The sequence below is a fragment of the Brevibacillus brevis genome (assembly GCF_031583145.1).
Taxonomy (GTDB): Bacteria; Bacillota; Bacilli; order Brevibacillales; family Brevibacillaceae; genus Brevibacillus; species Brevibacillus brevis_E.
Window position 1 is genome coordinate 5,285,772 of the sequence record NZ_CP134050.1, and the last position, 19,644, is coordinate 5,305,415.

Sequence of the window (19,644 nt, forward strand, 5' to 3'; positions counted from 1 at the left end):
AAACGGCCCGCCCCCTCGTTCAGGAAGGGTCAGGCCGCTTGGTTTATGTCGTTGCGATTAGTTTTTCACCAGGAGGACGTCTTCGATAGCTGCGTAAGGCAGATTATGCGCATCGGCAACCGCTTTGTACGTCACTTTGCCTTCGATCACGTTTACGCCTTTTGCCAGCGCCTTGTTGTCGCGGATCGCTTGCGCATAGCCTTTGTTGGCCAGCTGGACGGCATACGGTACCGTCACGTTGGTCAGCGCCAGCGTGGATGTGCGAGCGACCGCACCCGGCATGTTCGCTACTGCGTAGTGGATGACGCCGTGTTTTTCGTACGTCGGGTTGTCGTGAGTCGTGATGCGATCCACGGTTTCGATCGAACCGCCCTGGTCGATCGCCACGTCGACGATGACGGAGCCCGGCGTCATTTCTTTTACCATCGCCTCGGTCACCAGACGCGGTGCGCGTGCCCCAGGGATCAGTACAGCGCCTACCACCAGATCAGCCTTTTTCACGGCATTTGCGATGTTGAAGGAGTTGGAGATGAGCGTTTGCACGCGGCCTTGGAACAGGTCATCGAGCTGGCGCAGACGGTCTGCGTTCACGTCGAGGATCGTGACGTTTGCACCCAGTCCAAGTGCCATTTTCGCTGCGTTGGTCCCTACGATACCGCCGCCGATTACCACGACCTCACCTTTTGGCACGCCAGGTACGCCGCCGAGCAGGACGCCTTTTCCGCCGTATGGTTTTTCCAGGAATTGCGCGCCGATTTGCACGGACATGCGGCCCGCTACTTCGGACATCGGCATGAGAAGCGGCAGTGCGCCGTTGTCGAGCTGAATGGTTTCATACGCGATGGCCACCACTTTTTTCTCCATCAGAGCGCGAGTGAGCTCGGGCTCTGGAGCCAGGTGCAGATACGTGAAGAGGATCAGTCCCTCGCGGAAGTATCCGTACTCGGAAGGGAGCGGTTCTTTTACTTTCATGACCATGTCGACAGCCCATGCTTCGGCTGCAGTTTCCACGATTTTCGCGCCTTGGGCGGAATAGTCTTCGTTGGTAAAGCCGCTGCCCTGGCCTGCGTTGTTTTCCACGACGACGCTGTGGCCGTTTTGCACCAGCGCTGCCACGCCTGCTGGAGTGATTGCTACGCGGTTTTCGTTATTTTTAATTTCTTTGGGAATTCCGACGATCATGATAGGTAGTCCTCCTTGGAAACGCCGATTTTATTGAGAGTAGTACCATTGTACTGCGATTTTTGCATGCGTTTCCTTGGGGATTCCTTTAATCTTGCCGTCCCTCTATTTGTGAAAATCCACAAACAAACTATTGTTCGCCGTTCAGTTTTTCCATTTTCAGCTCCAGGTAGAGGGCTGCGCGTTGATTCATATTTTCCAAGTCGACCCGGATGATTTCCTCGATCCTCCGCAGCCGGTAGCTGAGCGTGTTGATGTGGACGTGGAGCTGCTGCGCTGTCACGTTGACCTTCCCCGCCGCATCCAAAAACGTCTCCAGCGTCTCCAGCATGGCGGTCTGGTTGTCCTTGTCGTACTGCCGCAGCTTTTCGATCCGCTCGCTATGGTATCCCTGCTCCTCTTCCCACTGCTTCACTTGCAGCAAATAGCGGTAGATCCCCAGCTCGTGATACCCGTGTATGCCGGAGGTTTCGCGGGGAAAGAGCTTCTTTACCTTGACGGCGTGCAGCGCTTCTCGGTAGCTTTTCACAATATCCGTGTAGGACTTGTACCCGAGCCCGTAGCCTGCCGTGACTTGCCCCTCGCTGACGTGCGTCTCCAGCTTTTCCAGCGAGTCGGCGAGAAAATGCTCCACTTTGCGGAGCAGCACATCTCCCTGCTCCTTCTTCGCTTCGGACATCCCGATCAAGAGGATAATCTGGGGACCGTCCACGACCCAGTAGAGCTTGTCGCGCATGAGCAACGGATACAGATATTGATCGAGACGCGCGCCAGCCGCTTCGACGATGCAAATCAGGTAGGAAGCCGGCAATGCCATCTGCAGGCTCTCGGCCTTTTGCCGGATGGCGGTCTCACTGTTGTGATTGCCCAGAAGAAGCTCCCACAAAAACTCCTTGCGCCGCTGCTCCTCCGCCTTCCGCTTGCCCTGGCGCTGCATGAGCCGGGACACCGCCGCCTTTGCAGCCTGGCGCAGGATCTCATCGTCGTCCTGCGAGATAGGACGATTCACTTCCTGTGCCCAAATATACCCCATGACGTCGTTGTTGCGGCGGATCGCGATGGCTACCCGATTGCCCAGCCCGATTTCGTCCTTCGCCGGGATATGGACAGGGTCGTCCTGCGTCAGCAGCGCCTGAAACACCCCGTCCTTCCACAGGCGGGTCAATACTTTCTCCGGCACTCTCCGTCCCATGATCGTCGACCACCTCGCCTGATCGGTGCTCTCTCCGTGCGAGCTGTACGCGATCAGCTTGTGGTCGGCATCCTCGATGGTGATGGGATTTTGCAAAAGCTCCCCGATCACATCGGCCAATTCATCGATATCGGCATGCTGGTACTGTTGAAAATAGTTTGGTTGAAGAGACACAGTTCCACCTCAGATACGATTTCGAAAGTGGGCTCCGCCTTGACCCAATCGGTCGGGGGAGCCTGTACAGAAAGGATGTCGAGGGGCGTGGCAGCCTCTCATGCCTTGGGCAAACAATTGACGCAGAGAAATCTGACCTGCTCGCTCGTCCGGTTGAACCAATTGTGAGGGGTAGAGGATTCCATGTGGATGCTGTCGCCGGGATATAAATCGATCTCTTCGTCTCCCAGCAGCAGGGTGAGGACCCCTTCCAGCACATACACGAATTCCTGCCCCTTGTGGACGAAAGGCGTGCCTTTCTCGTCATGCGGCAGCAGGGTCACCAGAATCGGCTCCATCAACGGATTGGCGAGATCGCCAGACAAGTCTTCGAAGACAAAGGGGGGCTCTTGCTTGCGCGGAGAGACGCGGCTTCCCCTGTGCAGTCTCGTCTTGGCCGCTGCCGGCTCCTCCGAGAAAAAGTAGCTCGGGCTGACATCCAGCGCCTCGGAAATTTTTTTCAAGGACTCGAGCGTTATCGATGACTTTCCCCGTTCTACCTGGGAAAGGAAGCTTATGGAGAGTTCTGTTTTTTCAGATATTTGCTTGAGTGTCATTTTTTTGCCCACTCGCAGCGCTTTGATCAGTTTTCCTAAGTTGGATTCCATCAGCAATACCTCGGATGTATGCAGGATATCTCTATCATACTCCTTGCCCTCAAAAGGTGCAAAGAATTCGGCCCTATGGATCGGCCTCCGGGATGCAGCACCGCAGCGTTTGCCGAAAGTGGCACTCCTCTTTCTAGGGCAATGCCCCGAAGATCGCAGCAGATGCGATGTCCGAGCTGGCTGCCGTTCAGGGGGCTGCGTGAATCTTGTTGTTCGCCTCCTAGAAAAAATCGGCTTTGCGCCCTGGGCAGCTTTTCCTTTAGTGACTTTTAACGCATGGCAAGCCCGTGGTATAATGAGTGGGTCTATCACAAAACTGTATTCTCGCTTCAGGCGAATTTTTTTATCACCGATAATTGAAGTGACACTTCAATTCATGATTTCAAAAAATATCCGATCAGGAGAGGAAGGATACCATGCTTGTTTTGACCCGGGAGGACATCCAGCGGATCTACACGATGAAAGATTGCTTGCGGGATGTAGAGAAAGTATTCCGCGATCATGTGGAGGGACACGTCGTGACGCCTGTGCGCACGGCGATCGATCATCCCAAATACGGGGCGACCAGCTTGTACATGCCATCGTATCTGGAGTCCGACGACTACGTCGGGGTAAAGGTGATCAGCATTTTTCCCGAGAACCACGCCCATGGCATCAAGGCATTGCAAAGCGTCATTCTGCTGACTGAGGCAAAAACCGGCCAGCACGTCGCCATGATGGATGCAAGCCTGCTCACCGTCATGCGTACGGGAGCGAGCAGCGGGGTCGCCACCAAGTACCTGGCGAAGGAAGATGCCGCGAGCTGCGCCGTCCTGGGATGCGGTGCGCAGTCCCTCGGGCAGATCCAGGCGGTGATGGAGGTGCGCAATCTGACGGACATCATCCTGTACAACCGGACGCGTGCCAAGGCGGACGAGCTGAGAGAAACGCTGCTCGGCCTATACCCCCACTGGAGCGGAGAGATCCGGGTGGAAGAAGATCCGAACGAGGCGGTCGAAAGCGCCGATATCGTGATCTGCAGCACCAAGGCAACCGCGCCGCTGTTTGACGGCAACCGTTTGCGTCCAGGAACGCATATCAACGCGATCGGCGCCTTCCTCCCCCATATGCAGGAGGTCGATCTGACGACGCTGCTCCGCAGCAGCAAGGTGGTAGTCGATACGGAAGAAGGCGCCCTGCACGAAGCGGGCGATCTCTTGATCCCTGTCAGCCGCGGGGAATGGAGCTTTGATGCCCTGCACGGAGAGCTGGGGGAAATCGTGACGGGGTCGAAAGCTGGACGGGAGCATGCCGACGAGATCACGCTGTACAAGTCCGTGGGGATCGCCTACCTGGATACGGCTGTGGCGAAGGCGGTTTATGAGCGGGCCTTGGAGGCTGGAGTCGGGGTCAGGATTGAGCTGTAGGGCTTTCGAATAAGGCTTCGGCGGTTCCGTTCACATTCAAAGCCTCGGCGGTCGTTCGGCGGAAAAAGGAGAAAACGCTGGCAGGTTCTTGTCCGGCCTGCTCGGAAGCTGGTTCTGTCCAGCTGCATTCCGAAAGCGAAACGGCGTCCAAAGCAGCGGGTTCGGGGGTGGGTCTCAAGGTGGACGCTCGGGCGTGTTTCGCTTTCTCCATTCCGCTTCGGTCGGCCTCCCAAAGACCTTCGCTTTTTTCTCCTTTTTCCTGGGCTGCGGTGGGTTTGGGGTGGATTCTGGGGGCCTTTTTTCTACAGTGCCTCTTGGGAGCCTCCAATTACGTCCAAAGCCTCGGCGGCCGTTCGGCGGAAAAAGGAGAAAACGCTGGCAGGTTCTTGTCCGGCCTGCTTGGAAGCTGTCCTGTCCAGCTGCATTCCGAAAGCGAAACGGCGTCCAAAGCAGCGGGTTCGGGGGTGGGTCTCAAGGTGGACGCTCGGGCGTGTTTCGCTTTCTCCATTCCGCTTCGGTCGGCCTCCCAAAGACCTTCGCTTTTTTCTCCTTTTTCCTGGGCTGCGGTGGGTTTGGGGCGGGTTCTGGGGGCTTTTTTGTAAGCTCCGCATGTAAGTCATCCGTGGTCATCAGAGCATCTGAAAAATAGATTCCTCCAGACAAAAAAACAACCGCCTGTCCATTTGGGAACTCGGCGGTCTTTTCCTTGACATTCTATTCGTTACAAAAGCCTCGTGATGGCGTCCAGGATCTGTTCCTTTTGAAACGGCTTGACTACGAAGTCGCTGGCGCCTTTTTTCATGGCTTCCAGGACTTTGGCGCGGTGGCCGATGGCCGAACAGATCAGCACCTTGGCATTGCCGTCGTAGTCGAGTATTTTCTGCATCGCGTCAATTCCGTGCATTTCGGGCATAGTGATGTCCATCGTGACGATGTCGGGCTTCAGTTCTTTGTATTTTTCAATTGCCTCCAAACCGTTGCTGGCCTCTCCGCAGATTTCGTGTTGTCCTCCTACCATGTCAGTCAGCATGCGTCTCGTGAAGGCAGCATCATCAACAATCAGCACTCGGGCCATGATGTCCCAATCCCCTCGCTTCAATACTCACGTCTACCTTCTACTTTTGCAGAAATAGCGGAGCTTGTCCACGAGAGATAATGACTTCTTTTGTCGAACTCATTGAAAAAGATGTCGAAGCTCAGGCTATGGTGTGAAAAAGCCGATCGGCCGTTCGCTTTCCTGTGCAGCGTCGCCCTCGACATAGCTCGCAGAACCTCTCTCCGCCTGGGGGCTATCCGGCTTGGGATGCGGGGTCGTCTCTCCGATTTCGGGAAGGTCCACCTGCCTTACTTCGTCAGGAACTTCAATTTGCGGGATTTCGATCCGATCGTCCATGTTCCATTCTCCTCCTTGGCTGGCTGTGAATGCTTGCTCCTTTTATAGCCTGCCCCAGTGTCTGCCGACCATTCCCCCGTATATTCCTCTCTTCCTTGGACATACTTTGAAGGGACTTTCATGCCCTTTGCTGTAAGAAAACCCATGTTCTGGAGGAGATTCCGAATGCAAAATCGACAACAACACGAGCTGGCTTTTGCCCATCAACAGCACGCGCAGATGCACCGCTACCATGCGGAAGCTCATCAGCAGCAAGCCATGTTCCACCATCAGCAAGCCACGTTCCACCAAAACCAGGCCCAGAGCTTCTCCAACGGGCAAATGTACGCCAACCAGTCAGCCTACAATGAAAAGACGACGGCCTTCAACAATCAGGTATCTCCGGCCGCTCTCGTCTATCAGGGACACATTTCCCCAGAAGCCATCCAATCGTTGAACCAGTTCCAAAATCCGTACCCGATGGGCAATACCTCCATGGCAGTGGGGCCGCAAACAGCCCACACAACCGACAACCAAAATGCTTGGCAGCGTGGCACCAAATTTTAATTCCTGCGACAAACCCGCGTATTTGTGCGCGGGTTTTCTTTTATTTCCAACAGGATTTTTCACAGCGTTATCGAAATCAGTTCTCTTGTGTCTATTTTTTCTTTCCTATCTGGAGGAATCGTCCATGCCCAAATGGCAACCATTCCCCGCCCTTTTCGCCGGTTTGGTCGTTGGGTTGCTTCTGCTCATTACGAGTCAATTTCTTATCAGCATGAGTTATCTTCACTCCATCAATGAACGGGGACAATCCGCAAACAAGCTGCGGGTCGCCCTGCTGCTGGAAGGACCGACGTACGACCAAGGCTGGAACAGCAGCGCGCTGGAGAGCTTGAACGAGTTGCAAAAAAGATACGGATTTTCGCTAGAAGTCGCCAACAATCTCAAGCCTGACCAGATCACGGCGACGGCAGCCAAATACGCTTCCAACGATTACGATCTCATCCTGGGCCACGGCGTCATTTTTTCCGATCCGTTTACGCAAGTGGCACGATTTTATCCAAACACCCGCTTCGTCTCGTTCAACGGGGAAGCGCCTTTCCCCAACCAGACGACCATTCGTTACGACATGAAGCCTACTGGCTATCTGGTAGGCTTTTTGGCCGCGAAAATGACGAAGTCCGGCAAGGTCGGATACGTCTACGTGGACAAACCGCCCGAGCTCGCGCAGATCGAGGGCTTCCGCGATGGCGTCAAAAAAGTCTCGCCTCGCACCCGTGTCGTCGTAGGGAAAGTACCGGACTTCAACGACATCGCTACGGCTGTCCGCGTCACACGGGAGATGATTGCCGCTGGCGTGGACGTCATTTACACAACCGGCGACAGCTTCAATCTGGACGTCATTACGGAAGCGCAGCGTTCCAAAGTCTATTCGATCGGATACATCGCCGATCAGCGTTACATCGCGCCGGATTACGTCCTGGCTTCCATGATGCAGGACGTCCGGCAGTGCTACCGGATCATCATGGAGCAGTATACCCGGGGCAGCTTGCCCAGCGGAAAGGTCATGTACGGCCTCGCCGAGGGCGTCAACAAGTTCAGTCCCTTTGGTCCGATGGTTCCACAGAAGATTCGCGAAGAAATAGACAGGGAGCTGAAGCTGGTTCTCGAGTCCCCTGTCTCGCATGGAGGATAGTCCGTATGTCTGTCTTTTCCCGTCTCGGTTTCCAGAAAAAAATGATGCTCAGCTATCTCGTGATGATGCTCTTGATCGGCTGCGTGACTACCTTGTTCAGCTACCAAATGACAAAAGTCACCTCCGAAGAAATGCACCTCACGCAGAATATACTGCCCCAGACCAGCGCGCTGCTGGAGGTCAAAAACCAGATCTACACGAAGACCTACGCGCTCAAGATGTACACGCTCACACGCCAGCAGTCCTACCTCGATGATTACTACACCAATCTCATCGACACTTCTCGCTTCGATGGCATCCGCCAAACGGAAGAAAACACCGGTTTTTTTTCCATTGTGGAAACCATCTCGAAGCTGGATTTTTTGTTTCTGAATAAAATCAACCCGCTCCTGAAGGCGGACAACGTCCCGGCCGTCAGCTACGTGCTTACTCATGAGGTCCAGCCGCTCATCGACCAGCTGGAGAGGGACCTGTCATTCACCCTGAATCAGTTGGAGTACAAGACCAACAAAGAGTTTCAAAACACCAACGAAAGCATCAAAGTGTCCCTCATCCTGACCTACACCGTATCGATCGCATCCATTCTATTCGGCTTGTTCTGCACCTTTTACTTCCGCAACCTGCTGCTGCGCCCGATCCAGTCGTTGATGGAGCAAGTGCGGGAAGTATCCAAAGGGACGTTTGGCCAGCAAATCGTCTACCAGCAGCTCGACGAGTTTTCGGAGCTCGCTGGAGAATTCAACAAAATGTCCCGCAACATCGCCACCTTGTTTGCCCAGGATCAGGAACAGCGCCAGGTGCTGATCGAGGAGCGCAACCTCCGGGAGCAAATCCTCAACTCGTTGCCGGTCGGCATCATTACCTGTCCGCACAGCACTGCCAGCGTCCACGTGAATCAGCTCGCAAAGCATCTCGTCAAGCTGGGGGAAAACGGGTTTCCCGCAACCAAAGACTCGTCGATCTTATGGGAAGGAGAAGGCGAAGCTCCGTGGTTTGTCAACCGGAAGATGACGTTGCTCAAGCAGGACGGAACTCCGTTTACCGCATTGGTCTCCTACATCCCTCTGCACAACCATGATCAAAGCAGCGAGACCGGATGGATGGTCGCTTTCCTGGACATCACGGAGCAAGAGCAAGTCCAGGAGTACCTCAACCAGTCGGAAAAACTGGCGCTGGTCGGGCAGCTCGCAGCCGGAGCTGCGCACGAGATCCGCAACCCGCTGGCGGTCATCTACGGATTCATCCAGCTTTTGCAGCAGCAGATGACCGAACAGGAACGGGAACGCCACTATCTGCCGCTGATTTTGCAAGAAATCGAACGGGTCAATCAGATCGTCACGGAGCTTTTGATGCTGTCCAAGCCATCCATGCCGAACTATCGGGAGGTCCGCCTGACAGACGTCCTCTACTCGATTCTTCCGTTGATGAAAGCGGAGGCGCTCCTGCACGGCATCGAGATCGTCGACCGCTGCGACCAGGAAATTCGTCTGCACGTAGATGTGGAGCAGCTGAAGCAAATTTTGCTCAACCTGATGAAAAACAGCATCGAAGCCATGAAAGAAGGCGGCATTCTCACAGTGGAGAGCCGCCTGGACGAACGTGCCGTTCACTTGCACGTCCGGGACACGGGCGAAGGCATTTCGCCTGAATACCTCGTCCGCATTTTTGATCCGTTCTTTTCGTTGAAAGAGGAGGGAACCGGCTTGGGACTGCCGATTTCCCGCAGAATGGTGGAAAACCACGGAGGCGACTTGCAAGTACACAGCAAGCTGGGAGAGGGAACGGAAATCATCATCTCCCTTCCCCTGCAGCCGAGCATGCCCTGATCGCTTCTAACGGGTCAACGCGCTGTGCAGACGCTCCCGGCCTTTCTCATCGAGCCAGGCGAACATCCGGCGCGTGTACGTCTCCATGTCCGCTCCTTGAAACAAATGGCTGGCCCCTTCCTCCAGCCACATGTCGTAGGGTTTCCCCGCTTCCCGCAGCGCATGAGCCAGCCTGCGGGCATGCTCCACCCCGACATTTTGGTCCGCCGTTCCGTGAATAATCAGGACGGGGCACGATATCTCGCCGAGACGGTACAGCGGCGTCCGCTGCCGGTAGGCCTCCTCTTGCTTCCGGGGATGCCCGACGATGCGGCGGAGCATGCGCCGCAAATCTACACGTTCTTCATAGGTCAAGAAGAGATCACTCACGCCTCCCCACACCACAGCCGCGAGCACTCCCTCGCACTCCATGGCAGCAAAAAGCGCCATGATGCCCCCGCGGGAAAAGCCGTACACGCTGATGCGCTGCGGGTCGACCTGCGGCATTTGCCGCAGAAGCTCGTAAGCGGAAAACACATCGTTCCGATCTGCTCCGCCAAATTCATCCCGCCCTTCTCCGCCTTCGTTTCCCCGATAATGGGGAGCCAGCACGACATAGCCGAATGCGGCCATCTGGCTGATCCTCTCCGGACTCACTTTTCCGACGCCGCGAATCCCACCGCGGCAATAGAGAAGCGCAGGAAGTCTCTCCTGGCTCTCCCCAGTCGATGTCGGCACGGCGAGAAGGGCTTTGACGAGCAGGCCTTGGCTGTCGTAGCTGACGGTAAACAGCGAGACGCCTGGAACGACTGATGCTTCCGGAGTCATCTTCATTCGATCTGACCTCCTTCGCCTGCGATACTTTCGATCCAGGCTTGCATACCTTGCGAAAGCCACTTCTTCTGATGATAGACCACCTGAATGAAAAACGGCGCCCTGGCAGTATCAAACGGCACGGCAGAAATATCCCCGTCCACTACCTCCTTTTCAACGGCCATGCGCGGCAGCAGTGCGACCCCCAAGCCGCTTCGGACACATTGCTTGATCGCTTCCGGATTGCTGAACTGGCAAGCGATTCTATACCCCGTTCCTGCGTCACGAAGCGCTTCGAGCAGCATCCGACGATATGTGCAGCCCTCCTCCGTCACGATCAGCGACTCGCCCTGCAAGTCCATGGCCCGAATTACCGAAGCGGACGCCAGACGATGAACCGGCGGCAGCACGACGACCAGCTCTTCTTTGCGGACGACTCGTGCGATTACCTCGTCCTCTGTGCAAAACCGGTCGAAAATAAATCCGACATCCAGCAGCCCGTCTTTGATTTGCTGCAAGATGGCGGCCTCGCTTCCCGTCTGCAGGAGCAAATCGACCTCGGAGAACTGCTGGCGAAACGATTGCAAATGCCGGGGCAGGAAATACGCAGCCAAAGTATCAATCGTGCCGATGCGGACAGGACCGCTCATTTGCCGCTTCACGACATCTTTAGATTCCCCATAGAGGCGGATCAATTCGCGGGCATACGGCAGCAGGGCTTCCCCGGCTTGCGTCAAGCGCAGCTTTCTCCCGAAACGTTCGAACAACGGCGCCCCGTACGATTGCTCCAGCTTTTGCATCTGCGCCGTCACCGTCGGCTGTGCATATCCCAGCTCTTCCGCCGCCCGTGTAAAGCTGCCCCATCTGGCAACTTCGCGAAACGTATGCAGGTAGACCAGCTCCATGATGCCCTCCCATAGAAATATGTAATGTACCTCATCATTTTGTATAGATAACTGTGATGTTCACTCTCATGTTACGCTAAAGCCATCCCGATCATCAAGGAGGAATTCCCATGTCTCTCGTCTTGCAAACACCCGCCGCCTCTCCGGAGATGGCCACCCGCCATTTTCTCGCCAAACTGTCTGTGGAAACCGATGTCTCCGACGTCTGGAACGACCTGCAAAACGGCGTCACCGGCTTCCAAGTGATCGATGTCCGCAGTGAAAAGGCGTACCGTGAATGCCACGTGCCTGGAGCGATCTCCCTCCCCCATCCGACGATCTCATCCGAGACGACAGCGGCATTGGACCGGGATCGGCTGCTCGTGGTCTATTGCTGGGGCCCGGCATGCAACGGCGCCACCAAAGGGGCGGCCAAGCTCGCAGCCCTCGGCTTTTCTGTCAAGGAAATGCTCGGCGGGATGGAGTACTGGCGGCGGGAAGGACATCCGGTGGAAGGCAGCCTGGGAGCGTCCGCTCCCCTGATCGGCTGATGCCGCATCTCGGATTCTTCCACGAACGCAAGTCCATAGAAAAAGGACGGGATGAGGATCCCGTCCTTTTGTCATATTCCGTTATCGCAAGGCTTAGTAGCCGCGTTTTGCGTTCTTTTTGTTGATGGTCGCAAGGTTCTCTTCGCTGTGCTTCATCCATTTTTTCAGTTTGTCCTCGAAGGAAGCTGCGTTATCCCGTTTTGCATTTCCTCCGCGGTCGCCTCCACGATATCCACCACCACGGCGCTCTTCACGTTCCGGACGCTCAGGCGCTGGGAGTGCGGCGCGAACCGAAAGCGAGATTTTGCCTGCATCATCAATGGAGAGAACTTTCACCTTTACTTGTGCTCCAACGGTAAAGTGATCATTGATATCCTTTACAAAACCGTTTGCTACTTGGGAAATGTGGACCAGCCCCTGCTCGGTTTCGCTGACTGCTACGAACATCCCAAACGGTTTAATCGCTGTCACTTTTCCCTCGATGATGCTTCCCACTTGTACTGCCATCCAGTTTGCACTCCTTTTATTATTTCCGAAAAATGGTGAGAACCTCAACCCGAAGCCTCATTCTCCTAGTATAGCAGAGAAATTCAAATACTGAAAAGCCTATTCTTTCTAGGTGGAACACATAGGAAATGCGGCTTCTTGGCTAGTTCGGCACCATTTCTATTATGACACGTATTTTCTGGAATACAAGTAAACAATTGATACCACCAGCAGCATACTCACAGATCCTGAAGCATCTAGCAGCACATCACCCACCATCCCCGTGCGATCCGGCGTGAACGTCTGGTGCCATTCGTCGAGGACGGCGACCAGCAGGCTGAAAAAGAGGCTCCAGGGCAAGGCGATAGCGAAGGGCTGATGATGGCGAAACACTCGGTAAAGGACGAGGGCGAGCAGCGCAAAGACGGAAAAATGGGTGGCCTTGCGCAAGAAAAACTCGATAAAGCCGGCGGTTCCTTTTTCTTCCACACTGACTTCCTTTCCTCCGTAAGAGATCGACCAGTCAGCCATGCGCTCGCCCCATTGGTTTTCGTCGACCACTTTCGATAGGGTTCCTCGGATGTCTTGCTTGTAGTACGGGGTGGATGATGATAGAAAGAGGCCGATCAGAATGGCGGCGAGCAGGATGTAGTCGATGGTTTTGCGGAATCGGCGCACGGCTTGATTCCTCCTTCCGATTCGTTTGTTCTCTCTCCCTATCTTACATGAGATTTTGGGTTTGTGCTTTGGTCAGAGGATTTTGGCGGATGCAGTGATGTCATGGTGGAAGCTGTTGCGGTCGATTGGGGCTGATTTCAACATCGTTGTCTCTCGGGCTTTCTTGACTATGCAAACCTTTGGCGGTCGCTCGGCTGAAAAAGGAGAAAACGCTGGCAGGTTCTTGTCCGGCCTGCTTGGAAGCAGTTCTGCCCAGCTCCATTCCAAAAGGGAAACGGCGTCCAAAGCAGCGGGTTCGGGGATGCGTCTCAGGGTGGACGCTCAGGCGTATTTCCCTTTTTCCATTTCGCTTCGGTCGGCCTCCCAAAGACCTTCGCTTTTTTCTCCTTTTTCCTGGGCTGCGGTGGGAGCGGGTTGGTTCAGGGAGGTTTTTTTTGCATGCTTGTTTTTGAGGAAGGTATCTCTAACGGAGCTTCCAAGCAAACGGAAGCGTTTTGACGGAAGCTTGTTCTGCTATTCGATGAGCCAGCCGAAGGTTGTAAAAGGGGTTCATGCAAAAACAGACGCCAACCATCATTGGTTGGCGTCCTTCGTTCGTGCCGTGAGGGGGAGGAAATCCTCGCTGGACAGGTCTTTTGTCCGACGGGTTTCCTGCTCCTTTTGGTCGGCGCGTTGTTGTTTTCGTTGTTCCTTCAGCCACTGCTTCCGGGCTCTGGCCTCCTGCTTGCGGACCCTGTCGTTTTCCCACCAGACGCGGATGCGCTGGAGCACGATCGGGAGGGTGAGCTCGGCCTTGGCCGTCTGCTTCCACTCCGCGGCGTGGAACATGGCCGGGATGAGGACGAGGGAAACAAAGGCGGAGAGCAGCGTGCCGGAGAGCAGCGTGCAGGCAAACGAGGCAAATGGGTCGATGCCTGACGCGAGGCCGACGGTGAGCGGGAGGCTGGCCAGCAGGACAGAGCCAAAGACAGTCAGCAGGCTGGCCAGCGTACGGGCCGTGCCGAGGCGGGTCGCTTCCCATATTGAGGCTCCCTGCGCTCTGGCGGCCTGCAGTTCGTCGAGCGAGACGAGGGCTTGCTGGAGCAGCAGAGCTGCGGATGCTCCGATTCCGTAGGCAGCCATCCCGTTCATTGGCCGATCCATAACAAGCAGTCCGAGCATGACTCCTCCCGCAAGCACCGGCAAGATCGCCAGTGCGAACAAGCCGTCGCGCGTCCTGCGCTGCAGAAGGAGACTCGCCAGGAGAACAGCAGCGATCAAACCGCCGGCGACCAGCACGCGAGCGCCCCAGTCTTCCTTGTCGGCTTGCTCTTCCTTCAGTTTTTTCAGCTCGTCCGCGTTCAAAATGGTGTAGCCTTCCGGAATGATCATCGTCTTTTGCATGCGCAGCGGCAGCACGTACGAGAGCGAATCGATCCGGCCGGCATCCCGCACGGCGCTGCTGACCGTAAACACGTACAAGCCGTCCTCCCGCTGATAGACAGGGGGCTCCTTGCCGAGCTGCCATTGGACGAGGTCGCCGAGACGCACCTTGCCGACCGGGGTCTGGATCAGAATGTTTTTCACCTGCTCGGGATACTCCATCCACTTGTCGGGAAAACGCACTTTCACAGGTACGCTCTGCTCGTTCCAGAATACGCTCCCCGCCGATTGTTCTCCCAGGTAGCTCTCCAGCTGCCTCTTGATCTCCGATTCGGTGATCCGGTAGCGGGCAAGCATCTCCGGCTTAGGCCGGATGTCGATGATGGTCTTGGATGTGCCCGCCCCGATCCGCTCGTCCGTGATGATTTCCCGGCCATCCTCGTCGCGGTACGTGAACTTTTCCAATTCGCTCAGGACTTCCTGGGCGATCGCTTGCGTCGTCAAGAGGGAGGGTCCCTTCACCGTAAACTCCAGGCGCGTTTTGACGTCTTCGCTCACCACAAACGCGAACGGATCCGTCCCCGGGATGTCCCGCAGCCGCTTGTCCAGCTCCTTTTCCAGGTCAGGGGTTTCCATCGTCCGGTCGTATCTGTCCGCTAGCTTCAAATGCAGGGACAGACGCTGCTTGGAAGCCACCGTATAGACGTCAAGCACCTCATCGAGCTCGCGCAAACGGTCTTCGGCGATTTGCGCCGCCCGGATCGCATCGTCCACGCTGCTGCCTTGAACCATCTCCAGCGCCAGCTCCTTGTCGTTGGTCGCCAGTTCTCCGTAATCGTCCACGAGTACGAAAGAGTGCAGCAGTACGATGAAGAGAAGGGACGCTGCAAGCGTTACCCCGTACGGCAAGTACCCTTGCTTCGCCATACGTTCCCAGCGCTGTGCCGCATAGCGTGCGGCCTTTCCGGCTGCAGACGGGGAATTCGTGTCCCGCTCCGCCCCGCTTCCCAGCCACGTCGCAGCCAGAACTGGCGCAAGGAAACCGTAGACGAGCAGCAGGCCAGCCGTGCCCAATAGCAGCACGGGCCAGGCGTCGTACAGGACGATCCGGTCTTTGCCCTCGAGGAAATCCGTCATCATGAGAGCGCTCCAGCAGGCCGCAAGCACCACAATCGCAAGAAGGATCGGCTTGAGCAGCCTCCAGGCCACACGCAGGACTCCGAGAAAGGAATCTTCCTGTGGCCATTGCCTCACGCGATGGAAAAGGGAGGAGCCTGCCCCCGTATACAGCAACGAAAAGAGAATGACCGGCCCCAGTGAAGCATAGGTCAACGGCAGGCCGGTGAGCCACATGCCGCCTAGCAAAAAGCCGGTCGCCATCACGACGGCGAGCAGCGACAAGGCGGACACAGCGATCCGTCTATGCGTCAGGTAAAGGAACACCGCGCAAGCTGCGGCTGCCATTGCCGCCAGCACGGACAGCTGACGGATTGCACCTGTAAGAGGCTGGGCGGGATCGTCAAACAGATCGATCCGGTACTTTCCGGCTGCTGCCTCGTTCAGTTCGCGAATCGCCGCATCGGCCTGTTTTCGAATCTCGGGCATCTGGCCGACGTCGGCAGAAAGCAGCGTGATCCCGACAGCCGGTTCCCCTCGATAGACGCTCACCTCGTCCCCTTTGCTGCCGCGCAAATCCCGGATATCGGCCAGCAGCTTCAACGGCACGTATCCCTGGTCCGTCGCGATCAGCTGCTTGCCCAATCCCTGCGGCCCTTCCGTCATGCTCGACCAGAAAAAGGAAGCCTGATCCTTGTTTTGTCCCACGGTACCTACCTGCTCGGCCACAACATCCCCCGGAAGCTGAGCGAGGACGTCGCCTGGCGTCAGTCCGTATGCGAGCAGCATCGACGGACGGAAAATCACGTCGACCTGTTTTTTGACCGACCGATCATCGATTTCGACGCCGGCGACACCCGGCAGGCTGCTCAGCTTTTCGTACACGGTGTAGTGCGCGACATCGGACAAAGTCTGGACATCGCCTCCATGCAGCAGGTAATAGCCGATCCGGTTGTCGGCCAGATTGTCTTGGCGGATGCTCCATTCCTGAATCGGCAGCTTCCCTCTCACTTCGTCCAGCTTCTTTTCCAACCGCTCTTTGTAATCCGAGCCGATGCTCTCCGTCGTCTCGACAGTGACGGTCGCAGAGCCTGCACGGGATTCAGAGGAAATCGTGCGCGCATCCCCGACGGCCCGTACCGCCTCCTCCACCGGACGGGTCACAGTCTCGTCGATCTTGCCGGAGGTCAGACCGGGCGCTGCTAGCTGAATGGTATAAATCGGCACCGGCCGATCCGGAAAGGTAACCACGTCTATTCGCAATACCGCCCCAAGCCCGATCAGGCAGCAAACCACCGCCAATAGCCGCGCAAGGGAGGGAACGATAGAGAAAAACGTCCGGTTATTCATCCGCCACCTTCACCGCCTCGCCGTCCACCAGATAGGAGAGGCCGGAGCCGACGATCTGGTCGCCCGACTGCAGCCCTTCCACGATCTCGTAAAACGTTCCGTGAATCCCCCCGACTTTGACCGGAGTCTTTTCCACGGAATTTTCATTGATTTTCATCACGTAGTATTCCTCTTCGGATATGCCCACGCTGCTCACCGGCACCAGCATCACGTTTTTCGCATCCAGCTCATATTGGCAGGTCACGGTCATCCCGCCCTTCCAATTGACATCGGCTCCGGACACCGTTACCTCTACCGGATACGCCCCCAGGCTTTGATCCATGACGGGCGAGACGAAGGTGACCTTGCCCTCGGCCCGGCTGCCGTCCGGAGCTTTCACGGTAACTAGGGCGCCTGGCTGCCAGCTGCCGATCTGCTCGCTTTCCACTTGCAGCTTGACCAGCCACTGGGAGGTGTCCACCAAGCGCATGACTTCGCTGCCGGGTCCCGTCTGCTCGGACTGGACCTGGGCAATCGCTGCTACCACGCCCGAAAACGGCGCCTTCAGCACCGCATCGGACGCTTCCTGTTTGGCCCGGGTCAGCTGGACGTTGGCTTGCTGCAGTTCCGCGTTGGCCTCTTCCACATCCAGCCGGTCCGCGCCTTTCAGCAGCTTGCCCAAGGCGACTTCCTCTTCCTGCAGATCCAGCTTGGCTTGCCGCTCAGCCAGCGCGAGCCTGTCCAGCTCGTCCTTGGAGATGGCTCCGCCGGCGTAGAGAGCCTTGGCCTGGGCATGCTCGCGCTCGGCTTTCGCTGCCGTCTCCTTCGCTTTCTCCACTTGCAGCTTTTGAGTCTGCACCTCATGGCTTTCCGGTCCCTGGGCGGCTTTGCTGCGCCGGACGTTCGCGCTCGCCACTTGTCCCAAAGCGGCGTTGACTCCTTGCTGCAAGACGGTTTCGTCCAATGTCGCCAAGGTCTGGCCCGCCTTGACGCTCGCCCCCTTCTCCACGAGTATCCGGTCGATTCTGCCCGAGGCGCCAAAGGACAGCCCTGCCTCCTGTCTGGGGGCCACTACCCCGGAGACTTCCAGCGTCAAGGCGTCCTGATTTTCCTCCACCGTATAGGCATTGACCGTTTTTACCTTGATGACGGTCTCTTCCTCGTTTTTCTTCAATTCGGCCATGTCGCTGTTCAGCTTTTCACAGCCGGTGAGCAACAGCGCCACAATCGTGAGACTGATCCATTTTTTCATCCCTGTCACTCCTGCAACGCATGCGTATCCCGCAATGTTTGCCTTTTTTTGAATAAAAATAATAATTAGCAAAATATATTTTACAGAAAAGCATGCCAGTTGTACCACTTTTCAGTCATTTTTTATATTTTTTTATGAATGCACCCATTACTTTCGTCACTTGTTTGTAACTCGAATCCTGTATGATAGAAGAAAGCGGTTTACAAACCTTGTGGCGCTGCCGATTGTTAGCGCTTTCTCACAAAGGTTTTACGTCATTTTTTCACGGTGGGAGTGATTGACATGGCTAAAATTTTTACCTCTTACACAGACATCGTGGCCGATATTCACGATGGTGCTACGCTGCTGGTGGGCGGATTCGGACTCGTGGGTATTCCCGAAAACCTGATCATTGCCTTGCGTGACAAAGGTGTCCGCAACCTGACTGTCGTGTCCAACAACTGCGGTGTGGACGACTGGGGACTGGGCCTTCTCTTGCGCGAAAAACAGATCAAAAAGATGATCTCTTCTTACGTAGGGGAAAATAAAGAATTTGAACGCCAATTCCTCTCCGGCGAACTCGAAGTCGAGCTGACGCCGCAAGGTACTCTCGCAGAGCGCGTGCGTGCAGGCGGAGCCGGAATTCCTGCCTTTTACACCCCGGCTGGCGTAGGCACGCCGATCGCAGAAGGACGGGAGACCCGCGTATTTGGCGGCAAGGAGTACTTGCTGGAGGAAGGCATCACGGGTGACTTCGCGCTTATCAAAGCGTGGAAAGCCGACAAGATGGGCAACCTCGTGTTCCGCAAGACCGCCCAAAACTTCAACCCGATGATGGCAGCCGCCGGAAAAGTCACAATCGTCGAAGTGGAAGAAATCGTGGAGACAGGCGAGCTGGATCCTGACCATATCCATACACCGAGCGTCTATGTTCAGCGGATCATCCAGGCGCCATCGTTTGAAAAACGGATCGAGCGGCGTACGGTCCGCTCCTAATCGCAACGGAAACGAATGCCATTCACAAGGAGGAAACAGATATGTCGCTGACGCGTGAACAAATCGCCACTCGTGCCGCACAAGAAATCGAAGACGGCTTTTATGTGAATCTGGGAATCGGGATGCCGACGCTGGTCGCCAACTACATCCCGGAAGGCAAGACGGTCGTGCTGCAATCCGAAAACGGTCTTCTCGGCATCGGTCCGTACCCGACCGAAGAGGAGCTCGATCCCGATCTGATCAATGCCGGCAAGGAAACCGTAACCGCCATCCCGGGCGCCGCTTACTTCTCCAGCGCGGAATCCTTCGCCATGATTCGCGGCGGACACATCGACCTCGCGATTCTCGGCGCTATGGAAGTGTCTGCTGAGGGCGACCTGGCCAACTGGATGATCCCCGGCAAAATGGTCAAGGGCATGGGCGGCGCGATGGATCTGGTGCACGGCGCGAAGAAGATCGTCGTCATCATGGACCACGTCAACAAGCATGGGGAAACGAAAATTTTGAATGAATGCGTCCTCCCGCTCACCGGGAAAAAGGTCGTAAACCGCATCATCACGGACCGCGCCGTACTGGATGTCACCCCGGAAGGCCTCGTGCTTGTCGAGGTAGCGGAAGGCTACACCGCTGAAGACATTCAGGCTTGCACGCAGCCCAAGCTGATCATCTCTCCGAACCTCAAAACGATCCAGCTGTAGGCAACAAGCTTCATCCCATCATA

At 56.1% G+C, this 19,644-nt stretch carries 18 protein-coding genes; 7 read left to right on the forward strand and 11 right to left on the reverse strand.

Annotated elements, in window-relative coordinates; translation table 11 throughout:
* Window positions 1-57: 57 nt before the first annotated feature.
* From ald to RGB73_RS26210, 3 genes are all read right to left on the reverse strand, one after another.
* Window positions 58-1,182, reverse strand: a complete 1,125-nt coding sequence (ald, locus tag RGB73_RS26200) for an alanine dehydrogenase (protein WP_310766077.1) — start codon at window positions 1,180-1,182, stop codon at window positions 58-60.
* Between the two features lie 130 nt (window positions 1,183-1,312).
* The gene (locus tag RGB73_RS26205) at window positions 1,313-2,548 is read right to left on the reverse strand and encodes a PucR family transcriptional regulator (protein WP_310766078.1); all 1,236 of its coding nucleotides are present in this window, start codon (window positions 2,546-2,548) and stop codon (window positions 1,313-1,315) included.
* Between the two features lie 98 nt (window positions 2,549-2,646).
* On the reverse strand, window positions 2,647-3,195 hold the full coding sequence (locus tag RGB73_RS26210; protein ID WP_310766079.1) for a helix-turn-helix domain-containing protein: 549 nt from the start codon (window positions 3,193-3,195) through the stop codon (window positions 2,647-2,649).
* Between the two features lie 416 nt (window positions 3,196-3,611).
* Here RGB73_RS26210 and RGB73_RS26215 point away from each other — a divergent pair, with 416 nt between their 5' ends.
* Window positions 3,612-4,601: an ornithine cyclodeaminase family protein gene (locus tag RGB73_RS26215; protein ID WP_310766080.1), complete on the forward strand. Its 990-nt coding sequence runs from the start codon at window positions 3,612-3,614 to the stop codon at window positions 4,599-4,601.
* Window positions 4,602-5,322: 721 nt separating this feature from the next.
* On the opposite strand, the gene RGB73_RS26220 is transcribed toward RGB73_RS26215, so the two are convergent.
* Entirely contained in the window at window positions 5,323-5,676 is a 354-nt protein-coding gene (locus RGB73_RS26220) for a response regulator (RefSeq protein ID WP_310766081.1), read from the reverse strand.
* A gap of 126 nt (window positions 5,677-5,802) precedes the next feature.
* A complete protein-coding gene (locus RGB73_RS26225; protein ID WP_310766082.1) occupies window positions 5,803-5,994 on the reverse strand; it encodes a hypothetical protein in 192 nt (63 codons plus the stop codon).
* 165 nt (window positions 5,995-6,159) lie between these two features.
* Here RGB73_RS26225 and RGB73_RS26230 point away from each other — a divergent pair, with 165 nt between their 5' ends.
* The 3 genes from RGB73_RS26230 (at window position 6,160) to RGB73_RS26240 (ending at window position 9,498) form a co-directional block, all read left to right on the forward strand.
* Window positions 6,160-6,540, forward strand: coding sequence for a hypothetical protein (locus RGB73_RS26230; protein WP_310766083.1), 381 nt, complete (start codon window positions 6,160-6,162; stop codon window positions 6,538-6,540).
* Window positions 6,541-6,664: 124 nt separating this feature from the next.
* Entirely contained in the window at window positions 6,665-7,672 is a 1,008-nt protein-coding gene (locus RGB73_RS26235; protein ID WP_310766084.1) for a BMP family ABC transporter substrate-binding protein, read from the forward strand.
* A 5-nt stretch (window positions 7,673-7,677) separates the two neighbouring features.
* Entirely contained in the window at window positions 7,678-9,498 is a 1,821-nt protein-coding gene (locus RGB73_RS26240; RefSeq protein ID WP_310766085.1) for an ATP-binding protein, read from the forward strand.
* A 6-nt stretch (window positions 9,499-9,504) separates the two neighbouring features.
* Here RGB73_RS26240 and RGB73_RS26245 read toward each other — a convergent pair whose 3' ends face one another.
* Both RGB73_RS26245 and RGB73_RS26250 read right to left on the reverse strand, forming a co-directional pair.
* On the reverse strand, window positions 9,505-10,311 hold the full coding sequence (locus RGB73_RS26245; RefSeq protein WP_310766086.1) for an alpha/beta hydrolase family protein: 807 nt from the start codon (window positions 10,309-10,311) through the stop codon (window positions 9,505-9,507).
* The gene (locus RGB73_RS26250; protein WP_310766087.1) at window positions 10,308-11,195 is read right to left on the reverse strand and encodes a LysR family transcriptional regulator; all 888 of its coding nucleotides are present in this window, start codon (window positions 11,193-11,195) and stop codon (window positions 10,308-10,310) included. Before RGB73_RS26250 ends, RGB73_RS26245 begins: the two co-directional genes overlap by 4 nt.
* A gap of 110 nt (window positions 11,196-11,305) precedes the next feature.
* Here RGB73_RS26250 and RGB73_RS26255 point away from each other — a divergent pair, with 110 nt between their 5' ends.
* Window positions 11,306-11,725 carry a rhodanese-like domain-containing protein gene (locus RGB73_RS26255; protein WP_310766088.1) on the forward strand — a complete coding sequence of 140 codons (420 nt, stop codon included), beginning with the start codon at window positions 11,306-11,308 and terminating at the stop codon, window positions 11,723-11,725.
* A 93-nt stretch (window positions 11,726-11,818) separates the two neighbouring features.
* Here RGB73_RS26255 and RGB73_RS26260 read toward each other — a convergent pair whose 3' ends face one another.
* The 4 genes from RGB73_RS26260 to RGB73_RS26275 all read right to left on the reverse strand — a co-directional run bounded on the left by RGB73_RS26260 (window position 11,819) and on the right by RGB73_RS26275 (window position 17,948).
* On the reverse strand, window positions 11,819-12,232 hold the full coding sequence (locus tag RGB73_RS26260) for a S1 RNA-binding domain-containing protein (RefSeq protein ID WP_310766089.1): 414 nt from the start codon (window positions 12,230-12,232) through the stop codon (window positions 11,819-11,821).
* A gap of 162 nt (window positions 12,233-12,394) precedes the next feature.
* Window positions 12,395-12,889, reverse strand: a complete 495-nt coding sequence (locus RGB73_RS26265) for a VanZ family protein (protein WP_310766090.1) — start codon at window positions 12,887-12,889, stop codon at window positions 12,395-12,397.
* 573 nt (window positions 12,890-13,462) lie between these two features.
* Window positions 13,463-16,717, reverse strand: coding sequence for an efflux RND transporter permease subunit (locus RGB73_RS26270; protein ID WP_310766091.1), 3,255 nt, complete (start codon window positions 16,715-16,717; stop codon window positions 13,463-13,465).
* A complete protein-coding gene (locus tag RGB73_RS26275; protein ID WP_310766092.1) occupies window positions 16,710-17,948 on the reverse strand; it encodes an efflux RND transporter periplasmic adaptor subunit in 1,239 nt (412 codons plus the stop codon). Before RGB73_RS26275 ends, RGB73_RS26270 begins: the two co-directional genes overlap by 8 nt.
* Before the next feature lie 282 nt (window positions 17,949-18,230).
* Here RGB73_RS26275 and RGB73_RS26280 point away from each other — a divergent pair, with 282 nt between their 5' ends.
* Window positions 18,231-18,923 (forward strand): CoA transferase subunit A, encoded by a 693-nt coding sequence (locus tag RGB73_RS26280; protein ID WP_310766093.1) that lies wholly within the window; start codon window positions 18,231-18,233, stop codon window positions 18,921-18,923.
* 41 nt (window positions 18,924-18,964) lie between these two features.
* On the forward strand, window positions 18,965-19,621 hold the full coding sequence (locus RGB73_RS26285; protein WP_310766094.1) for a CoA transferase subunit B: 657 nt from the start codon (window positions 18,965-18,967) through the stop codon (window positions 19,619-19,621).
* Window positions 19,622-19,644 lie beyond the last annotated feature (23 nt).

What these genes read in the sequence shown, in the direction of transcription:
- ald (WP_310766077.1), bottom strand. Translation starts at nt 1,182, where the DNA reads ATGATCGTCGGAATTCCCAAAGAAATTAAAAATAACGAAAACCGCGTA.
- RGB73_RS26210 (WP_310766079.1), bottom strand. Translation starts at nt 3,195, where the DNA reads ATGGAATCCAACTTAGGAAAACTGATCAAAGCGCTGCGAGTGGGCAAA.
- RGB73_RS26215 (WP_310766080.1), top strand. Translation starts at nt 3,612, where the DNA reads ATGCTTGTTTTGACCCGGGAGGACATCCAGCGGATCTACACGATGAAA.
- RGB73_RS26220 (WP_310766081.1), bottom strand. Translation starts at nt 5,676, where the DNA reads ATGGCCCGAGTGCTGATTGTTGATGATGCTGCCTTCACGAGACGCATG.
- RGB73_RS26225 (WP_310766082.1), bottom strand. Translation starts at nt 5,994, where the DNA reads ATGGACGATCGGATCGAAATCCCGCAAATTGAAGTTCCTGACGAAGTA.
- RGB73_RS26230 (WP_310766083.1), top strand. Translation starts at nt 6,160, where the DNA reads ATGCAAAATCGACAACAACACGAGCTGGCTTTTGCCCATCAACAGCAC.
- RGB73_RS26235 (WP_310766084.1), top strand. Translation starts at nt 6,665, where the DNA reads ATGCCCAAATGGCAACCATTCCCCGCCCTTTTCGCCGGTTTGGTCGTT.
- RGB73_RS26240 (WP_310766085.1), top strand. Translation starts at nt 7,678, where the DNA reads ATGTCTGTCTTTTCCCGTCTCGGTTTCCAGAAAAAAATGATGCTCAGC.
- RGB73_RS26245 (WP_310766086.1), bottom strand. Translation starts at nt 10,311, where the DNA reads ATGAAGATGACTCCGGAAGCATCAGTCGTTCCAGGCGTCTCGCTGTTT.
- RGB73_RS26250 (WP_310766087.1), bottom strand. Translation starts at nt 11,195, where the DNA reads ATGGAGCTGGTCTACCTGCATACGTTTCGCGAAGTTGCCAGATGGGGC.
- RGB73_RS26255 (WP_310766088.1), top strand. Translation starts at nt 11,306, where the DNA reads ATGTCTCTCGTCTTGCAAACACCCGCCGCCTCTCCGGAGATGGCCACC.
- RGB73_RS26260 (WP_310766089.1), bottom strand. Translation starts at nt 12,232, where the DNA reads ATGGCAGTACAAGTGGGAAGCATCATCGAGGGAAAAGTGACAGCGATT.
- RGB73_RS26270 (WP_310766091.1), bottom strand. Translation starts at nt 16,717, where the DNA reads ATGAATAACCGGACGTTTTTCTCTATCGTTCCCTCCCTTGCGCGGCTA.
- RGB73_RS26275 (WP_310766092.1), bottom strand. Translation starts at nt 17,948, where the DNA reads ATGAAAAAATGGATCAGTCTCACGATTGTGGCGCTGTTGCTCACCGGC.
- RGB73_RS26280 (WP_310766093.1), top strand. Translation starts at nt 18,231, where the DNA reads ATGGCTAAAATTTTTACCTCTTACACAGACATCGTGGCCGATATTCAC.
- RGB73_RS26285 (WP_310766094.1), top strand. Translation starts at nt 18,965, where the DNA reads ATGTCGCTGACGCGTGAACAAATCGCCACTCGTGCCGCACAAGAAATC.